Source organism: Roseovarius sp. B08, from assembly GCF_051417955.1.
Classification (GTDB): Bacteria; Pseudomonadota; Alphaproteobacteria; order Rhodobacterales; family Rhodobacteraceae; genus Roseovarius.
Window position 1 is genome coordinate 1,261,968 of sequence record NZ_JBPRLW010000001.1, and the last position, 15,334, is coordinate 1,277,301.

Below are 15,334 nucleotides of genomic sequence, written 5' to 3' on the forward strand. Positions count from 1 at the left end.
AGCTCAGAATGTCGGAATTGGTGCGTCGGGGATCGTGAGGGGGGCGTCTGTGGCCTTTGTCACGTCCTCGATACTGGTGCCTGCGGCGTGTTCGACAAGGGCAAAGCCGGTGGGGGTGACGTCGATCACGGCGAGGTCGGTGAAGATGCGGGCGACGCAGGCGCTGGCCGAGAGGGGCAGGGTGCAGGTTTGCTTCAGCTTTGGGTTCCCGGCGCGGTCGGTGTGGGTGGTCAGCACGGCGACGCGGCGGGCCTTTTGCGCCAGTTCGATGCCGCCGCCCGCGCCGGGGCTGAACTTGCCGGGGATCTTCCAGTTGGCGAGATCGCCGGTCTGGCTGACCTCGAAGGCGCCCAGCATCGTGAGGTCCAGCCGGCCGGAGCGGACCACGGCAAAGCTGGTGGCGCTGTCGAAGAAGGCCGAGCCGGGGACGGGCGTGACATAGGCGCCGCCCGCGTCGATCAGGTTGCGGTCGGCGCGCTCGGGCGAGAGGGCGGGGCCGATGCCGGTCATGCCGTTTTCGGTGTGCAGGCAGACGGGGAAATCGGCGGGCAAGTGGTTCACGACCTTGGTCGGCAGGCCGATCCCGAGGTTGACGACCATACCCGGTGCAATCTCGCGCGCGGCGCGGGCGACCATGCGATCCCTAGCGTCGGACAACGGCGTAATCCTCTGATATCTCGGGCAGTTCCGTGACGTGGTCGACAAAGACGCCGGGGGTGTGGACGGCGTTGGGATCGAGCGCGCCCAGCGGCACGACGCGCTCGGCCTCGGCGATGACCAGGGGTGCTGCCATGGCCATGAGCGGGTTGAAGTTCTGCGCGGTGGCGACATAGGCGAGGTTGCCGAAAGGGTCGGCGGTGTCGGCGTGGATGAGGGCCACGTCGGCGCGCAGGGCGGGCTCGACGAGGTAGGGGGTGCCGTGCATCTCGACCACCTGCTTGCCGCGCGCCAGTTCGGTGTCGATGCCGATATCGCTGAGGATCGCGCCGATGCCGGCGCCGCCTGCGCGGATTCGCTCGGCGAGGATTCCTTGCGCGTTGAACTCGACCTCGATTGCGCCGGAGTTCATCAGGCCGATGGCGTGGCTGTTGAGGCCGAGATGGGTTGTGATGAGGCGTCTGACCTGGCCTGCTTGCAGCAGGTGGTCGATGCCCATGCCGGGCTCGTTGGCGTCGTTCTTGATGAGGGTGAGGTCGCGGGCGCCGTGGGCCACCAGCGCACGGATCAGCGTCATGGGCGTGCCGGGGACGCCGAAGCCGCCGACCATGACGGTGGCGCCGTCCTTGATGTGGGCGATGGCGGCCTCGATGGAGGTGCGCTTGTCGGGGAGCCTCATGCTGCACTCTCCACCGGCAGGCCGATCTCTTGCGCGAAGGCGTCGAGGGCGTCGCGGAGGATTGCCATCATTTCGGCGATTTGGTCCTCGGTGATGATGAGGGGTGGGGCGACGAGGAAATGATCGCCCTTGGTGCCGCCTCGGGTGCGGCGGGAATAGAGGATGAGGCCACGCGCATAGGCCAGTTCGACGAGGCGGTCATGGGCGTTGAGCGCGGGGTTCAGCGGCTCCATCGTGGTGGGGTCGGAGACGAATTCGAAGGCCATGAGCAGCCCCTTGCCGCGCACGTCGCCGATGAAGGGGTAGCGGTGCATCAGGGCGCGCAGTTCGGTCATCAGCACGTCGCCCATGCGAGCGGCGTTGCCGATGAGGTCGTGCGCCTCCATCTCTTCCAGCACGGCGAGGCCGGCGGCGCAGGCCAGCGGGTTGCCGGCATAGGTGAAGCCGTGGGCGAAGCCGCCCGCGTCGAGCACCGGATCGACAAGGCGGCGGCCCGCGACCATCGCGCCCAGCGGGGCGTAGCCTGCGCCGAAGCCCTTGGACATGGCGACGATATCGGGAGTGATGCGCCAGTGTTCGGCGGCGAGGAAGCGGCCGGTGCGGCCCGCGCCGGTCATGACCTCGTCATAGATCAGGAGCACGCCGAATTCGTCGCAGATCTCGCGGATGCGGCCATAATAGCTGTCCGGGGCGACCAGCGCGCCGGTGGAGGCGCCGCCGACGGGCTCCATGATGAAGGCCAGCACGGTGTCGGGGCCCTCGGCGAGGATCTTGTCGCGGAGAAGCTCGGCGTATTTCAGGCCGCGCGCCTCTTCCGTCAGGTTGTCGCGGTCGAGATAGGTGGTGGGGGCGGCGACCTTGGGCATTTTGCTCAGCATCGGGGCGAAGGGGTCGCGCAGGGGGGCGTAGCCGGTGAGGTCGAGCGCGCCGAAGGTGCAGCCGTGGTAGGAGGGAAAGCGCGATATGACCTTGTAGCGGCCGTTATGGCCCTGGGTCAGCGCATACTGGCGGGCGAGTTTCACGGCGCTTTCCACCGCTTCGGAGCCGCCGGAGACGAAGAAGACGCGGTCGAGGCCGTCGGGCGTCATGGCGACGGTCTTGGCGGCCAGATCCTCGGACGGGTGGGTGCGGAAATGCAGGCGGTAGCCGAAGGTGGCCTTGTCCATCTGGGCCTTCATTTTGGCCAGCACGCGCGGGTTGGAATGGCCGATATTGGACACCATCGCGCCCGACGATCCGTCAATGTAGCGTTTGCCGGACTCGTCGATCAGGTAGATCCCCTCGCCATGGTCGAGGAAGGGCCGCGGGTTGCGCGACTGGTAGAAGAGGTAAGATTGCGTGTCACTCATTTGGCGCCTGCGAGGTGTTTGCGGAGAAATTCGCGGGTGCGGTCCTTGGTGGGGTTCTTGAAGACGACGCTGGGCGGGCCTTCCTCGACCACCACGCCCTTGTCCATGAAAAGCACGCGGTCACAGACCGAGGCGGCGAAATCCATCTCGTGCGTGACGATGATCATGGTCATGTGTTCCTCGGCCAGCTTTTTCATGACCTGGTTCACCTCGTCCACCAGTTCGGGGTCGAGGGCGGAGGTGGCCTCGTCGAAGAGCATCAGCTTGGGCTTCATGGCGAGTGCGCGGGCGATGGCGACGCGCTGTTTCTGGCCGCCGGAAAGTTGCGAGGGGTAATAGTCGATCCGTTCCAGCATCCCGACCTTGTCGAGCTGTTCCTCGGCCAGCGTGTCGGCTTCGGCCTTGGAAAGGCCCTTGAGCAGCTTCGGCGCCATGGTGACGTTGTCGCGGGCGGTCATGTGGGGGAAGAGATTGAAGTGCTGGAACACCATGCCGATGTCCTGGCGCATCTGGTTGATGTGTTTTTCATACTGGCGGTAGGGCAGGTCGCGGTTCACCTGCACGCCGTCGAGCCAGATTTCGCCGCCCGTCAGCGCGTCGAGGTCGTTGATGGCGCGCAGGAGCGTGGACTTGCCCGAGCCGGAGGGGCCGATGATCGCCACGATCTGGCCGCGCGCGACGTTGAGGCTGATGTCCTTGAGGACCTCGAGCTTGCCGAATGATTTCTGGGCGTGCTTGATTTCGACGAAATGTTCGGTGTCGGTCATGGTCTGTCTCCTGACGATCAGCGCGAGATTGCGATGCGGCGCTCGATGCGGCGCTGCACCCATTCCATGCAGAGGTTGATGACATAGTAGAAGGCGGCGGCGACGAGGTAGAACTCGAACGGGCGGTAGGTCGCGCCGATTGCGCGCTGCGCCGACAGGGTCAGCTCGCTGACGCCGATCACCGACACCAGCGCGCTGTCCTTGAGAAGTGCGATCATGTTGTTGCCGATGGGCGGGATCACGTCACGCACGGCCTGCGGGATCACCACCTTGCGCAGCGCCTGTCCCCGGCTGAGGCCGACGGTGCGGGCGGCCTCCATCTGTCCCTTGTCGACGGACAGGATGGCGGTCTGGATCAGTTCGGAATTGTAGACCGCGAAGTGCAGGCCAAGCCCGATGATGCCGGCGACGAAGGCGGGCAGGTCGATGCCGATCTGCACGAGGCCGAAATAGATCAGGAAGAGCTGCAGGAGCAGCGGCGTGCCCATGAAGACCCATTCGATCAGCCGGAAGGGCTGGCGGATGATCCACGGCGCATAAAGGGCGATGACGGCGAAAATGATGCCGCCGAAGAAGCTGACGAGCGCGGCGGCGACGGCGATGAAGATCGTCCAGAGGCAGCCCAGCAGGATCACGTCGAGATGTTCCGGAACAACCGTGAAGTCGAGGCCCATTGTGGTTTTCCTTTCCGGTCAGTTGATCTGGACGCGGCGGTCCAGCCAGGCGACGGCCCGACCGGTGGCGTAGATGATGATCATGTAGAGAAGGCCCGCGAGCAGAAACATCTCGAACGGTTTGTAGGTCGAGCCGATGTAGCGCTGCGCGGTATAGGTGAGTTCCACGACCGAGATCGCCGCCACCAGCGCCGTGGATTTGATGAGCATGTTGAGGTTGACGCCCAAGGGGCGGACCATCAGGCGCGCGGCCTGGGGCAGGATCGCGTTGTAGAATGTCTGCCACCGGCTGAGGCCCAGGGTGCGGGCGGCTTCGCGCTGGCCCTTGGGGATCGAGATGATCGCGCCGCGGATGGTTTCGGTCATGTAGGCGCCGACATTGACACCAAGGCCGATGACGCCGGCCTCGAACGCGTCAAGCTGGATGCCGACCTGGGGCCCGCCGAAATAGAGGATGAACAGCTGGATGAGCGCGGGTGTGCCGCGAAAGACGCTGACATAGGCCGCGCCGAGGAAGCGGAAGACAGCCAGCCGCGACAGGCGCATCGCCGCGCCGAGCGCGCCGCAGGTCAGGCCAAGGATGGCCGTCAGGACCGACAGCTGGATCGTCACCCAGGCAGCCTGCAGGAAGAAGGGATAGACCCTTTGCATCAACTCTATGTCCATGGCGTGTCCTTCTGGCAGGTCGCGGGGCCGGGGCGTGCACGAGGCTCTGTTCGGCGAAATCGGGTACGTGTTTGGACGGGGCCGGGGCAAGGCGCAGTGCGCCCGTGCCGTCAGCCGGTCCGATCGGGGTCAGGGTCCCGGAAGGCCCCGCCGACCTGTAATGGCGGCGGGGCGAAAGGCTCAGCGGATGTCCGCGCCGACCCACTTTTCGGCGAGTTCGAGATAGGTGCCGTCTTCCATCATGGAATCGAGCGCCTCCTGCATGGCGGCGGCCAGTTCGGGGCTGCCTTCGCGGATGGCGATGCCCGCGCCGAAGGGTTCGGTCGTGGGATCGGCGAACATCTCGTATTCCTGGCCTTTCTCGCCCATGGCGAGGATGGCGGCGATGGAGTCGTTCACGATGGCGTCGACGCGGCCGTTCTCAAGCTCCAGCAGCAGTTCGGGCAGGCCCTTGTAGGTGCTGACGTTGTAGCCGCGCTCGCGCGCCCAGTCCTCGTGCGTTTCACCCAGGGTGAGGCCGACCTTCTTGCCTTCGAGATCCTCCAGGCTGGAGATCCCCGACCCGGGCTGGGAGAAAATGGCGCGCTTGTCGGAATAGTAGGGGCCGACGAAATCCACGACTTCGTCGCGTTCGTCGGTAATGGTCATGGAGCCGACGATGGCGTCGTACTTGTTGGACAGCAGGCCGCCGATGATTCCGTCCCACGCGGTGGTGACGATCTCGGCCTCGAGCCCCATGCGCTTGGCGATTTCCTTGCCGATGGCCGGGTCGAAGCCCACGACCTCGTTCTGGTCGTTGACGAAGTTGAACGGCGGGTAGGCGCCGGACATCGCTATTCGGATGACACCCTTTTCCTTCAGGGTTTCGAGCTCTTCGGCAGCGGCGGGGGCGAAACCCGCCACGGCAAGGCCCATGGCCACGACAACGGATTTCAGAACGGTTCGGCGGAATGTCATATGTCTCTCCATGTTGGTTTGTCGGCGCCGGGACTGTGCCCGGGCGGCATTGGCGGCCTGTGCCGCTCCGGCGAAAGCCTTGCATGGGGCGTGATATTGCGCAAATAAATAATAAGCATTCTTAATATAGGTAAAATCTATGAGCCTCCCCCAGCGCCGTCGTTTTCCCTGGAACCTCGACTGGAACCTGCTGCGCACCTTCATGGTGGTGGTCGAGGAGCGCGGCATCTCGAAGGCGGCCGGCCATCTGGGGCTGAAACAACCCACGGTGTCGGCGGCGCTGAAGCGGCTGGAACAAACCGTCGGCAAGACGCTGGTGATCCGCAAGCCCAACGAGTTCGCCATAACCCGCGCGGGGCAGGTGCTTTATACCGAGTGCGCGACGATCTTCGGGACGGTGTCGCAGATTCCCGCGATCCTGGACGAGGACAATGCCGAATTGCGCGGGCATCTTTCCATTGCGATCACCAGCTCGGTCATTTCGGAGCATTTCGACGGCGTGCTGAACCGATTTGCCCAGGCGCATCCCAGCGTGACCTATTCCTTCACGGTCTACGAGAGCGACGAGGTCGAGACGATGATCAAGCTCAACCGGGCCAGTTTCGGGATCTGCCTGTTGTCGAGCCTGCCCAAGACCCTCACGACGATGGTTCTCTACCGCGAGTATTTCGGCCTTTACTGCGGCGCGCGCCATCCGCTGTTCGCGGCCGAAGTGATCCGTACAGAGGATCTTGAGGGCGAGCCCTTCGTGGCGTTCCAGACGGAAGCCGAAGGCGGACCGCTTGAGGTGATCTCGAAACTGCGGGCGCGGCTGAACCTGTCGCGCAACTGGCGCGGCGTGTCCTCGAGCCTGAACGAGATCCGGCGGATGATCATGGCGAATGTCGGGATCGGGGCACTGCCGTTGCACGTGGCGGCTCAGGACGTGGCGGCGGGCCATCTCCGCCAGTTGCCGCCCCATGACGACCTGCCGATGGTCGATATCTATCTGCTGAGCAACCCTGCGCGACGCCAGTCGGAGGCGGAGGCGAAGTTTCTCGAGATGATCGAGGGCGACCTGACGCGGGTCGGTGTTGGTGACAGGACCTATGGCGTCGGCGGAGGAGCGTGACACCGCTCCTGATTGGCTCTTTGACCCCTATAAGGCAAACCGCTTGACCGCAAACGTGTTTCAGTCGCGCATATTTCGGAGTGCTTGGAGGCGAGTACCGGAATCGAACCGGTGTACACGGATTTGCAATCCGTCTGCATCGTTGATTTCGTTGGTTTTTATTGTAAACTGTACTGCCTGTTGGTCATGTAATTTCAATGGGTTATCCGGACTCCAGTAAACCATCAATCAGCCCGCTCGACGCCATGAGGTCCAGGTATCACTGTTCGCCGTTGATCGGATCGAGATGGAGGCCAAACTTGGCGTAGGGTCGTGACGACGTTCAGGCGCTTCCGGCCCAGAGCGGCCATTCGTGTATGGGCGGGCGAGGGTCGACTTCGAGCCCGCCCACTAATTTCGCGCAAGGTGCAGTATGAGGTGCCACCGACCGGAGCGCCGTCGTTAGCCAGCTTTGCATGAATGATAGCAATGCGCACTACGCATCCGCCGGGCGCTGCTCGCTTCGGTCGCCAAGAGCAATCGGTCTACGCGCCAATGATAATGCCGAGTGACCAAGATCGAAGCATACTTCTCTTCCATTGACATTGGGACCCACTTAGGGCGATTCCTTCATAACCTTTTCAGGACACCTCGAGTAGGAACCGCCCTGCTGGTCAGGTATGAATGAGAAAAGCAACTTGTCCGAGGGAGCAAGGATCGAATACCAGATCTGAAAGATGGGATCGTGGAACTCCTCAAGTCAAAACCCGGATCTCCTTTTCTATTCATCGGATCTGGATTTTCCCGGCGATACATTGGAATGGAAGACTGGCGCGGCCTTCTGACCCGATTCTGTGATGGAATTGGAGATTTCGACTATTACTCAGCAACAGCGAACGGCAACTTACCGAGAGCGGCCGGTTTAATCGCAAGAGATTTCCATGAAATTTGGTGGAAAGATGAAAAGTACAAGGATTCCAGGGCGAAACATAAGGAGCGCACAAAGGTCATCTCGGACGCTCTAAAAAATGAAATCTGCGAATATATCTCTGCCGCTGATATCTCCGGAGTTTCAAGTGAATCCCTTCAAGAGGAGCTGGCAATTCTGAAGGGGGTCAACGTTGACGGGATAATAACGACGAACTGGGACTTCATGCTGGAAGAATTGTTCCCGGAGTATCGCGTCTATATCGGTCAGGACGAGTTGCTATTTTCTAACCCGCAGGCAATTGCCGAAATATACAAAATTCACGGCTGCGCGACGAGACCTGATAGCTTAATCTTAACGGAAGAAGACTATGAAGATTTTGAAGGCAAGAATCCTTATCTTGCGGCGAAGCTGATCACGATATTCATAGAGCATCCAATAATATTTATTGGGTACTCCGTGACTGACCCTCATATTCAGTCTATCATTTTCTCAATCGCCGAATGCTTGACGCCGGAGAAACTGGAAAGGTTCAGCGAAAATCTCATTTTTGTCCGCCGTGCGGGTGGAAAAGAAGATGCTTTTCAGAAGTTCACCTTCAGCGAAGGAGGGCGAAATATTACCGCCACTGTTATCGTAACCGACGACTTTTCCAAAATTTACTCCGCAATAAGCGAGAATAAGCGGAAAATCCCTGCACGCATACTTCGCTATTGCAAAGAGCAAATGTATGAGCTCGTAAAGTCAGAGCAGCCAGAGAAGAAAATTTCGGTAGTGGATATCGACGAGCTGGATGCAACTGAGGAAATAGAATTCGTCGTAGGCGTTGGAATTGCAAAGGTGCAAGCAGAGAAAAGGGAGAAGCTCGCGGAGCAGGAAGAGAAAGCGCTTGCGGAAAGCGGCTATCAGGGCATAAATCTCTCCGATATCTACACGGACTTTGCTCGGGATAAATCGGTATTTGATCCCAATAAGCTTTTGAGGCTCGCTTTCCCGATATTTCGAAGGTCGAATACAACGTTCATACCAGTCTTTCGCTACCTCCGAGACGCGGGAATCAATGACATGGAAAAATTGAAAGAATCACCTTACACGTCTGCGCGCGTCATCTGTGAAAGGATCGCGGCAAAAAGTTATGCACTTCCGTCCTACAGGAGCCAGTATGAAAAGCACTGGAGGGGAAAGACTACCGCCGAGATTATTGAGGAAGCCGCCGTAGAGAAGGTATCAATTTTCATTCCGCATCAAGAACCGCAGGATGTTGATTTAGATGCTTTGCGGGACTTCATAATCAGCCATAAGCCGAGCGAGTTTATCGACCCTTATTCTTCTTTCTACAGAAAGCTATGCTCGTTTTATGACAAGCTTGCCTATGGTTTCGACCTGTAAGGCTTCATAATTGAACCGCATGCCGAAATTACGCCGACCTCCGGAGCTTGAACCATGCTGCCCTATCGGGCGGAGAGTCCGCCGTCCGCCCGCCGGGACCGGGTGACCTGCCACGGGATTTTTCCTCCATTTGGAATTAGAGTCCGCCCCAACGAAGGGACGGACAATGAAGCGAACGAGATACAGCGAAGAACAGATCATCGGCATCCTTACCGAGCATGAGGCAGGCGCGAAGTGCGCCGATCTGTGCCGCAAGCACGGGATGTCGGAAGGCACCTTTTATGCCTGGAAAGCCAAGTTTGGTGGGATGACGGTTTCGGACGCCAAACGACTGAAGGCGCTGGAGGACGAGAACGCCAAGCTGAAGAAGTTGCTGGCGGAGCAGATGCTCGACGCTGCGGCGATGAAGGAACTGCTCTCAAAAAAATGGTGAGGCCCGCCGTGAAGCGCGAAGCCGTTGCGCATCTGCGGGCCAGGCTTGGCCTGTCGGAACGGCGGGCCTGTCAGATTGTTGGAGCGGACCGCAAGATGATCCGCTACCGGTCCGCGCGACCGCCCGAGACCGGGCTGCGCCAGCGGCTTCGGGATCTGGCCAATGAACGCCGCCGGTTCGGTTATCGGCGGCTATTTGTGCTGCTGCGCCGGGAGGGAGAACCCTCCGGGATCAACCGTATCTACCGGCTGTATCGAGAAGAAGGTCTGGCGGTGCGCAAACGCCGGGCCAGGCGCAAGGCGGTAGGAACCCGGGCACCGATCCTGGTCGAGGCCCGGCCCAATGCGCGCTGGTCGCTGGATTTTGTCCATGACCAGCTCGCCTGTGGCCGGCGGTTCCGCATCCTGAACGTGGTCGATGACGTGACGAGGGAATGCCTGGCGGCCGTTCCGGACACATCGATCTCGGGGCGGCGTGTCGCGCGGGAATTGGCGGCCCTGATCGAACGGCGTGGAAAGCCCGGCATGATTGTCTCGGACAACGGCACCGAACTGACCAGTAACGCGATCTTAACCTTCGCTACCGCGCAGGGGATCGAATGGCATTACATCGCCCCGGGCAAGCCGATGCAGAACGGGTTTGTGGAGAGTTTCAACGGGCGCATGCGCGATGAACTCCTCAACGAAACCATGTTCCGCAACATGCCCCATGCGCGCGCCGTGATCCGTGCCTGGGCAGCAGATTACAACGAGGAGCGCCCACATTCGGCGCTTGGCTATCAGACGCCCAAGGCGTTCGCCGAGCGCCTGTTCACCGCAACCGACACCCGCGCTGCGCCATCTGAAAGCTCCGCGCGGATGTCGGTTGCTCCACCTGCGCCAATCGGCGTATCAACCCGAAGGGCTCTGGTTCCGGATGGGTGAAAGTTCAGTGGCAGGTCACGGGCGGCGTAACTGTCCCATGGCTGACGGTGAAAGAGGCGACTGGACAGGTGGGTTTGTTTTGAACTGGTAGTAGAGCTCATACAAGGGAGGCTGTCTGATTCTGCGACGCCTTCAAGTCTTATCTTAGAGTGGCGCTATCTTAGCATACTAAATCGAAAACCCAAGTTGCGGGTTCTTGACTTCGGAAAGAAGACGACTCAAACCAATTTTTTTTCGGCGCGATTTTTCGCGCCAGGTGACATCACCGAAACCAGATCTATGAGGTCCTCCGGCTGTTTTACATTTATAAACGTCTTTTCCTTGTTCACAAAAACGACACACTTCTTCCCGCCTTTGACCAGTTCAATGACGTTGCTCAGTGTGCCTGCACTTGCTGCGTCCCAGAGCATTAGGCCGTAGTCAGCATCTGCTGCCATTGCTTTATCCTTTGCTGTGAAGAAGGCCCGAGTGCCCGGCTCCGCTGAGGAGTGGATTACCTTGACTCTCCAGCCTCCTTCATTGTTTCGAGGCTCATCGCCGGAGCAATAGACGGTCACATTCTTGGCAGACTGCTTGCGAAGTTCGTTCTGAATGGAAGTGTCCGCACCGTTTGCGTCACCGACAACCACCTCGAGGTCGTCGGCGACAATATTTCGTATGCGTTCAATGAACTTCGAATCCAGCCGTTTGATCTTTATAGAACCTGCTATAAATACCTTTGCCATCTTATTTCCATGTTAGTGTTGCGGCGTAGATCTTGTCGATCTTTCGGTAGGTTCGAAGCGCGGCGCACACAGCCTCCATCGAAGCTCCGGAATCAAAAAGGTCATCCACCACTAAGGCGTTCCAGCGTCCTTCGTTCGTGATGGTGTCAGTGATTGTAAACCGACCTTCAAGGGCTGCAACCTTTTCTTCTCTGGTGCCAAGGTTCTTGAGCGGCACGGCGCCATTCTCAGCAGCAGCCTTACAGACTATCCTTTCGAATGATTCCACGTTGATCCGCTTCGCTACTGCCTTGGCCACTTCGTAGACGGGTTGACGTGCCCTTGTCATCGTAGCGGGGACAGGGATCACCAGACCGACTGGGCCGAACCTGGGCACGATGTGATCGACTATGGCGTCCGCCAGGGGTTCCACCTGATCCCAATCTGATCGGTACTTGAGCTGGTAGACTGCCTCGCCAGCTTCGGTGCGGTGGTTGTCGAATCTGGGATGCCCGTATTCATCGTGCCCCAAGAAATTACTATAGAGCATATGCTTGTCGAGAGCATATCCAATGTCCCAGTTTCCTGCGATCTTTCTCAAATTTACCTTCATTGAGTTATCCTACCAGCCGGATGGCCGGAATTGCTGTGGGCCGCGAAACGAAATCATGAAGCCTCAGAGTAAAATCCCTCTTTCATTATCTGTTGCCGATTCAAGTCATTTTCAACGCAAAGCCGTTGCCGGACCGCTAAGGCGCGCGAAGCGATGTATTTGTGCAAGCCAGCGTGCACTGGGCAGGCTCTGTGTTCCAAAGCGGACTTGTGGTGCCTCGGGGCGCGGTCTTTTGCTGAAACGCACTTCGCGCCGCCAGCGTCGGGGACCTGCCCCTCAAAGCAAAACGTGATGCAATATGTAGCGGATGTCCAGAAACCGCCACGACTCGTCTGACCCCCCGCTTAACCTACAGGGCTGAGCACCGTGCTGCGCGCGTGCTCGGCGGCTTTGAGGGCTGGTTCATCCCATCCCAAAGAGTGTGCGCAAACCCTCGGGTAACGGTTCCACCAGGTCGAGTTGCACGGTGATTGGTGCCTCGCCTTCCCATCCGGCAAATTGGACTGGCCCAGCATATCGGAAAGGCGCCGCGCGGCCGTCGCGGAGCTTCGATTTGCGGACGAAGAGGTGCAAGGACCAGCCCGGTTCTTCCCCAGAGATGATCCGCCCGCGGGTGCTGTTCCTCCGTGTGCTGGTTTGGGTCTGCCATACGAAGCGGGTAGGACTGATAAATTCGTCGGCATAGTGGTCGCCGACGGACATACTCCTCTTGTCCATGGTCACAAGTAGCACCATGGCTTTGGCATCTGGAATGACGACGATGCCGGAATTCCAAGAGCCTGTGTTGAACACGGCGCCAAAGAGCGGCGGGATGCGGTCGCGAGGATATTCTTCCCAGATCCGGGGGCCGGTAGCAGGGGGATAGAGAGACCCTCCCGGGGCCTCGGCGGCCTCGGCAAGAGGGCTTTTTTCCTGCTGATCGTATGTCACGCTGCGGGTTTGTAAGTAACGAAGTAACCGCCAGTCGACGAGTTCCGAGGCGAGATTGGAAAGGGCAGTGTCACCGTTGTCGTCCAGGGTGGTCTCGAATGCGCCCGGGCCGGATCGGAACCATTTGGTCTCGCCCAAGAGCTTCAAGGGGTATTTCGTGAGCATGGTCTGAACGGCTTCAAGGTCGTCCGGATCGACGCTGATATCTGCCTGGATTTCTGGGTTTCGCTTGGCAAGGCGAGCAACGCGCTCAGCAAGAGCTGTGACAGAGATGCGGCCCGGGAAGGCTCCAGCCTCAATCATGCCGCGCAACGCGAGCATCTTGTAACTACGCGTCATGCGGGTTGTTTCGATCTCGTCGAGCAGAGCCTTGTGGGAGGTCCACGCCGTATGGTCAGTGCCGGCGAGATCGCCCATGTCGTTTACGAAGCCGAGCCAGCCGGCGTGCCCCGTGCGGCCTGGGTTGAAGCCCGCATGTTGGACCTCGGACGCGGTTGGACGGACGCCATGCCGATCTCGGAAGTCGCGGTAGAAAGCCGTCAGTTCCTCGCCATCCCGGGGCTGGCGGATCAACGATTTCAAGATGTCGAGGGCTTCGAGATCATAGGTGACCTCGCAACCCGCGGGGAAGCTTATCTCATGGCGCTCGAACCTCTCGAGTGCCATTCGGAGGGCACCTTCGCCTGCGCCGATCTGCAGTAGAGTGCGCGCCTTGGTCAGGAAGATCCGGTGATTGCCTATGTAGTCGATCACGGCAAGGTGGCTCTTCTCGGTCGAGCGGCGCAGGCCGCGCCCGAGTTGCTGAAGCCAGATCACCGGGCTTTCCGTCGGGCGGAGCATCAGCACGGTGTCGATGGATGGCACATCCACGCCCTCGTTGAACATGTCAACGGCGTAGACAATGTCGAGGTCGCCGTCTTCCAGGGCTTTGAGGGCGCTGGCGCGCGGGGATGACGTGTCGCCGGAATGGACCGCGACAGCGCGCAATCCCCGCACCTGCGAGAACTCGGCCATGAAATCAGCGTGGCGGCGAGAGACGCAGAACCCGATGGCCTTCTTGCCACCGCGCCTGGCCAGCTGGTCGAGCGCATTTTCCGCGCGCGCTTTCGTCGCGACGGCCAAGGTCAGCGCGGCCTCGTCGAACTTGCCACTGCGCCACGGGATCTGCGCATACTCCACAGGGTCGGGCACACCGAAGTATTTGAACGGGGCAAGAAGCTCGCGGTCGATGCCGGACCACAGGTCACATTCGTAGACGAGGTTTTCCTCGCAGAGACCCAGAAGGTCGCCGCCATCGCTGCGGTCTGGTGTTGCGGTCAAGCCCAGCAGGAATTTCGGGCTGAAATGGTCGATGATCCTGCGGTAGGTCGCCGCGGCGGCGTGGTGGAATTCGTCGACGACGATGTAGTCGAAGGCGTCTGGAGCGAAGCGTTGCAGGTGCTGGTTGCGGGAGAGCGTCTGAATCGAGGCAAAAAGCACATCCGCGTCGAAATCCTTGTCGCCCCCGCCGAACCGACCGAGGCGTGCCTTGGGTCTTACAGCGCGGAAAGCCTCCATGGCCTGGGTCAGGATCTCTTCGCGATGGGCAACGAAGAGAATGCGTGTGGCCGGCTGGCTGTCGAATGCGGCAAGGAAAGTCTTGCCAAGTCCGGTGGCAAGCACGACCAAGCCGGCGCGATATCCCTTGGCTCGCGTGGTAGCCAGAGCGTTCAGGGCTTCCCTCTGGATGTCGTGGGGCTTCGGCGCATCTTCCGGCGTCTCTTCCGGAACGCCGGAGCGCATCGGCATGGGGGTGACCCGGCGGGTCTCATAGCTGTCGATCCATTCCCCGGAGAGTTCTGTCACCTCCGGCCGCACCAGCAGGTTCTCGAAAGCATTTCGGGCAGCGATCAGGGGGACAGCGTCCGACCGATCGAAGTGGCGGAGGTTCCATTCGACACCTTCGGTCAATGCCGAACGGGAAAGGTTCGACGAGCCAACGATCATGGCCCCGGCTCCATCGGCAAAAGAGAACACCCAGGCCTTTGGGTGAAACGGGATGCGGGCAGCTCGAAAAACGTAGAGCTGTCGATCGTGGTCCAGATCCTCCATCAGGCGCAGTGCAGTCGGCTCGGTCACGTCGAGGTAGTCGCCCGTGAGCAACCGGAGCTGCCCGCCGCGTTCCAACAGGTCGCGCAGATGAGGCAGGACCAGGCGCGCCCCCGAGGTCATCAGAAAGGACACTGCCAGGTCGACAGACTGCGCCTGGTCGATGAGGGGGCGCAGGTGAGCGTGCAGTGCATCCTCGCCGCCGGAGATCAACGGTCGGTCATGTGGCGCGCCAGGGATGGGGCTGGAGGCGGTGGTGGGGACATCCAACCGGATATGGAAGTGTTCGGCGGTTTCAATAAGCTTGACTGGTGCCGGGCCACCGTCCTCCTCCAAGAGAGCCTGGGCTGGAGTGATGCGCGCAACAAGGGCGGCTTGTTCGGGCTCCGAAAGGTCGCGCCAACGGGTCACATGGCGGCGTGGGGCGAGAATAATGCCCATGCCATCTCGGACCAGGATGGTCTGCGCATCGCATTCGACAATCTTC

At 60.3% G+C, this 15,334-nt stretch carries 13 protein-coding genes and 1 tRNA gene; 3 read left to right on the forward strand and 11 right to left on the reverse strand.

All coding sequences use genetic code 11. From position 1 onward, the window contains the following. Positions 1-3: 3 nt before the first annotated feature. From ACSQ76_RS06410 to ACSQ76_RS06440, 7 genes are all read right to left on the reverse strand, one after another. The gene (locus tag ACSQ76_RS06410; protein ID WP_437155900.1) at positions 4-657 is read right to left on the reverse strand and encodes a 3-oxoacid CoA-transferase subunit B; all 654 of its coding nucleotides are present in this window, start codon (positions 655-657) and stop codon (positions 4-6) included. Next, entirely contained in the window at positions 644-1,336 is a 693-nt protein-coding gene (locus tag ACSQ76_RS06415; protein WP_437155901.1) for a CoA transferase subunit A, read from the reverse strand. The genes ACSQ76_RS06410 and ACSQ76_RS06415 overlap by 14 nt, the downstream gene beginning before the upstream one ends. Further along, positions 1,333-2,685 carry an aminotransferase family protein gene (locus ACSQ76_RS06420; protein WP_437155902.1) on the reverse strand — a complete coding sequence of 451 codons (1,353 nt, stop codon included), beginning with the start codon at positions 2,683-2,685 and terminating at the stop codon, positions 1,333-1,335. Before ACSQ76_RS06420 ends, ACSQ76_RS06415 begins: the two co-directional genes overlap by 4 nt. After that, a complete protein-coding gene (locus tag ACSQ76_RS06425) occupies positions 2,682-3,452 on the reverse strand; it encodes an amino acid ABC transporter ATP-binding protein (RefSeq protein WP_437155903.1) in 771 nt (256 codons plus the stop codon). Before ACSQ76_RS06425 ends, ACSQ76_RS06420 begins: the two co-directional genes overlap by 4 nt. 17 nt (positions 3,453-3,469) lie before the next feature. Continuing rightward, a complete protein-coding gene (locus tag ACSQ76_RS06430) occupies positions 3,470-4,126 on the reverse strand; it encodes an amino acid ABC transporter permease (protein ID WP_222449490.1) in 657 nt (218 codons plus the stop codon). A gap of 18 nt (positions 4,127-4,144) precedes the next feature. Continuing rightward, positions 4,145-4,792: an amino acid ABC transporter permease gene (locus ACSQ76_RS06435; protein ID WP_306127891.1), complete on the reverse strand. Its 648-nt coding sequence runs from the start codon at positions 4,790-4,792 to the stop codon at positions 4,145-4,147. Positions 4,793-4,972: 180 nt separating this feature from the next. After that, the gene (locus tag ACSQ76_RS06440; protein WP_437155904.1) at positions 4,973-5,749 is read right to left on the reverse strand and encodes a transporter substrate-binding domain-containing protein; all 777 of its coding nucleotides are present in this window, start codon (positions 5,747-5,749) and stop codon (positions 4,973-4,975) included. A 139-nt stretch (positions 5,750-5,888) separates the two neighbouring features. On the opposite strand from ACSQ76_RS06440, the gene ACSQ76_RS06445 reads away from it, so the two are divergent. After that, a complete protein-coding gene (locus tag ACSQ76_RS06445; protein WP_437155905.1) occupies positions 5,889-6,860 on the forward strand; it encodes a LysR family transcriptional regulator in 972 nt (323 codons plus the stop codon). An 85-nt stretch (positions 6,861-6,945) separates the two neighbouring features. Here the strand turns inward: ACSQ76_RS06445 and ACSQ76_RS06450 are convergent. Then, positions 6,946-7,038 (reverse strand) — tRNA-Ser (locus tag ACSQ76_RS06450). Between the two features lie 546 nt (positions 7,039-7,584). Here ACSQ76_RS06450 and ACSQ76_RS06455 point away from each other — a divergent pair. Further along, positions 7,585-9,156, forward strand: a complete 1,572-nt coding sequence (locus ACSQ76_RS06455; protein WP_437155906.1) for an SIR2 family protein — start codon at positions 7,585-7,587, stop codon at positions 9,154-9,156. Positions 9,157-9,322: 166 nt separating this feature from the next. Further along, a protein-coding gene (locus tag ACSQ76_RS06460) for an IS3 family transposase (protein ID WP_437155805.1) occupies positions 9,323-10,512 on the forward strand; the annotation gives its coding sequence in 2 pieces (ribosomal slippage) (positions 9,323-9,584 and positions 9,584-10,512; 1,191 coding nt in all). Between the two features lie 218 nt (positions 10,513-10,730). Here the strand turns inward: ACSQ76_RS06460 and ACSQ76_RS06465 are convergent. The 3 genes from ACSQ76_RS06465 to ACSQ76_RS06475 form a co-directional block, all read right to left on the reverse strand. After that, a complete protein-coding gene (locus tag ACSQ76_RS06465) occupies positions 10,731-11,237 on the reverse strand; it encodes a hypothetical protein (protein ID WP_437155907.1) in 507 nt (168 codons plus the stop codon). Position 11,238: 1 nt separating this feature from the next. Next, complete coding sequence (locus ACSQ76_RS06470) at positions 11,239-11,829, reverse strand: ComF family protein (protein ID WP_437155908.1); 591 nt, start codon at positions 11,827-11,829, stop codon at positions 11,239-11,241. Positions 11,830-12,231: 402 nt separating this feature from the next. Next, complete coding sequence (locus ACSQ76_RS06475) at positions 12,232-15,288, reverse strand: DUF3427 domain-containing protein (protein ID WP_437155909.1); 3,057 nt, start codon at positions 15,286-15,288, stop codon at positions 12,232-12,234. Positions 15,289-15,334: the final 46 nt, after the last annotated feature.

Bases quoted from the DNA above. Each gene is read 5' to 3' on its own strand.
- ACSQ76_RS06415 (WP_437155901.1), bottom strand. From the start codon at position 1,336: ATGAGGCTCCCCGACAAGCGCACCTCCATCGAGGCCGCCATCGCCCAC.
- ACSQ76_RS06420 (WP_437155902.1), bottom strand. From the start codon at position 2,685: ATGAGTGACACGCAATCTTACCTCTTCTACCAGTCGCGCAACCCGCGG.
- ACSQ76_RS06425 (WP_437155903.1), bottom strand. From the start codon at position 3,452: ATGACCGACACCGAACATTTCGTCGAAATCAAGCACGCCCAGAAATCA.
- ACSQ76_RS06430 (WP_222449490.1), bottom strand. From the start codon at position 4,126: ATGGGCCTCGACTTCACGGTTGTTCCGGAACATCTCGACGTGATCCTG.
- ACSQ76_RS06435 (WP_306127891.1), bottom strand. From the start codon at position 4,792: ATGGACATAGAGTTGATGCAAAGGGTCTATCCCTTCTTCCTGCAGGCT.
- ACSQ76_RS06440 (WP_437155904.1), bottom strand. From the start codon at position 5,749: ATGACATTCCGCCGAACCGTTCTGAAATCCGTTGTCGTGGCCATGGGC.
- ACSQ76_RS06445 (WP_437155905.1), top strand. From the start codon at position 5,889: ATGAGCCTCCCCCAGCGCCGTCGTTTTCCCTGGAACCTCGACTGGAAC.
- ACSQ76_RS06465 (WP_437155907.1), bottom strand. From the start codon at position 11,237: ATGGCAAAGGTATTTATAGCAGGTTCTATAAAGATCAAACGGCTGGAT.
- ACSQ76_RS06470 (WP_437155908.1), bottom strand. From the start codon at position 11,829: ATGAAGGTAAATTTGAGAAAGATCGCAGGAAACTGGGACATTGGATAT.
- ACSQ76_RS06475 (WP_437155909.1), bottom strand. From the start codon at position 15,288: ATGGGCATTATTCTCGCCCCACGCCGCCATGTGACCCGTTGGCGCGAC.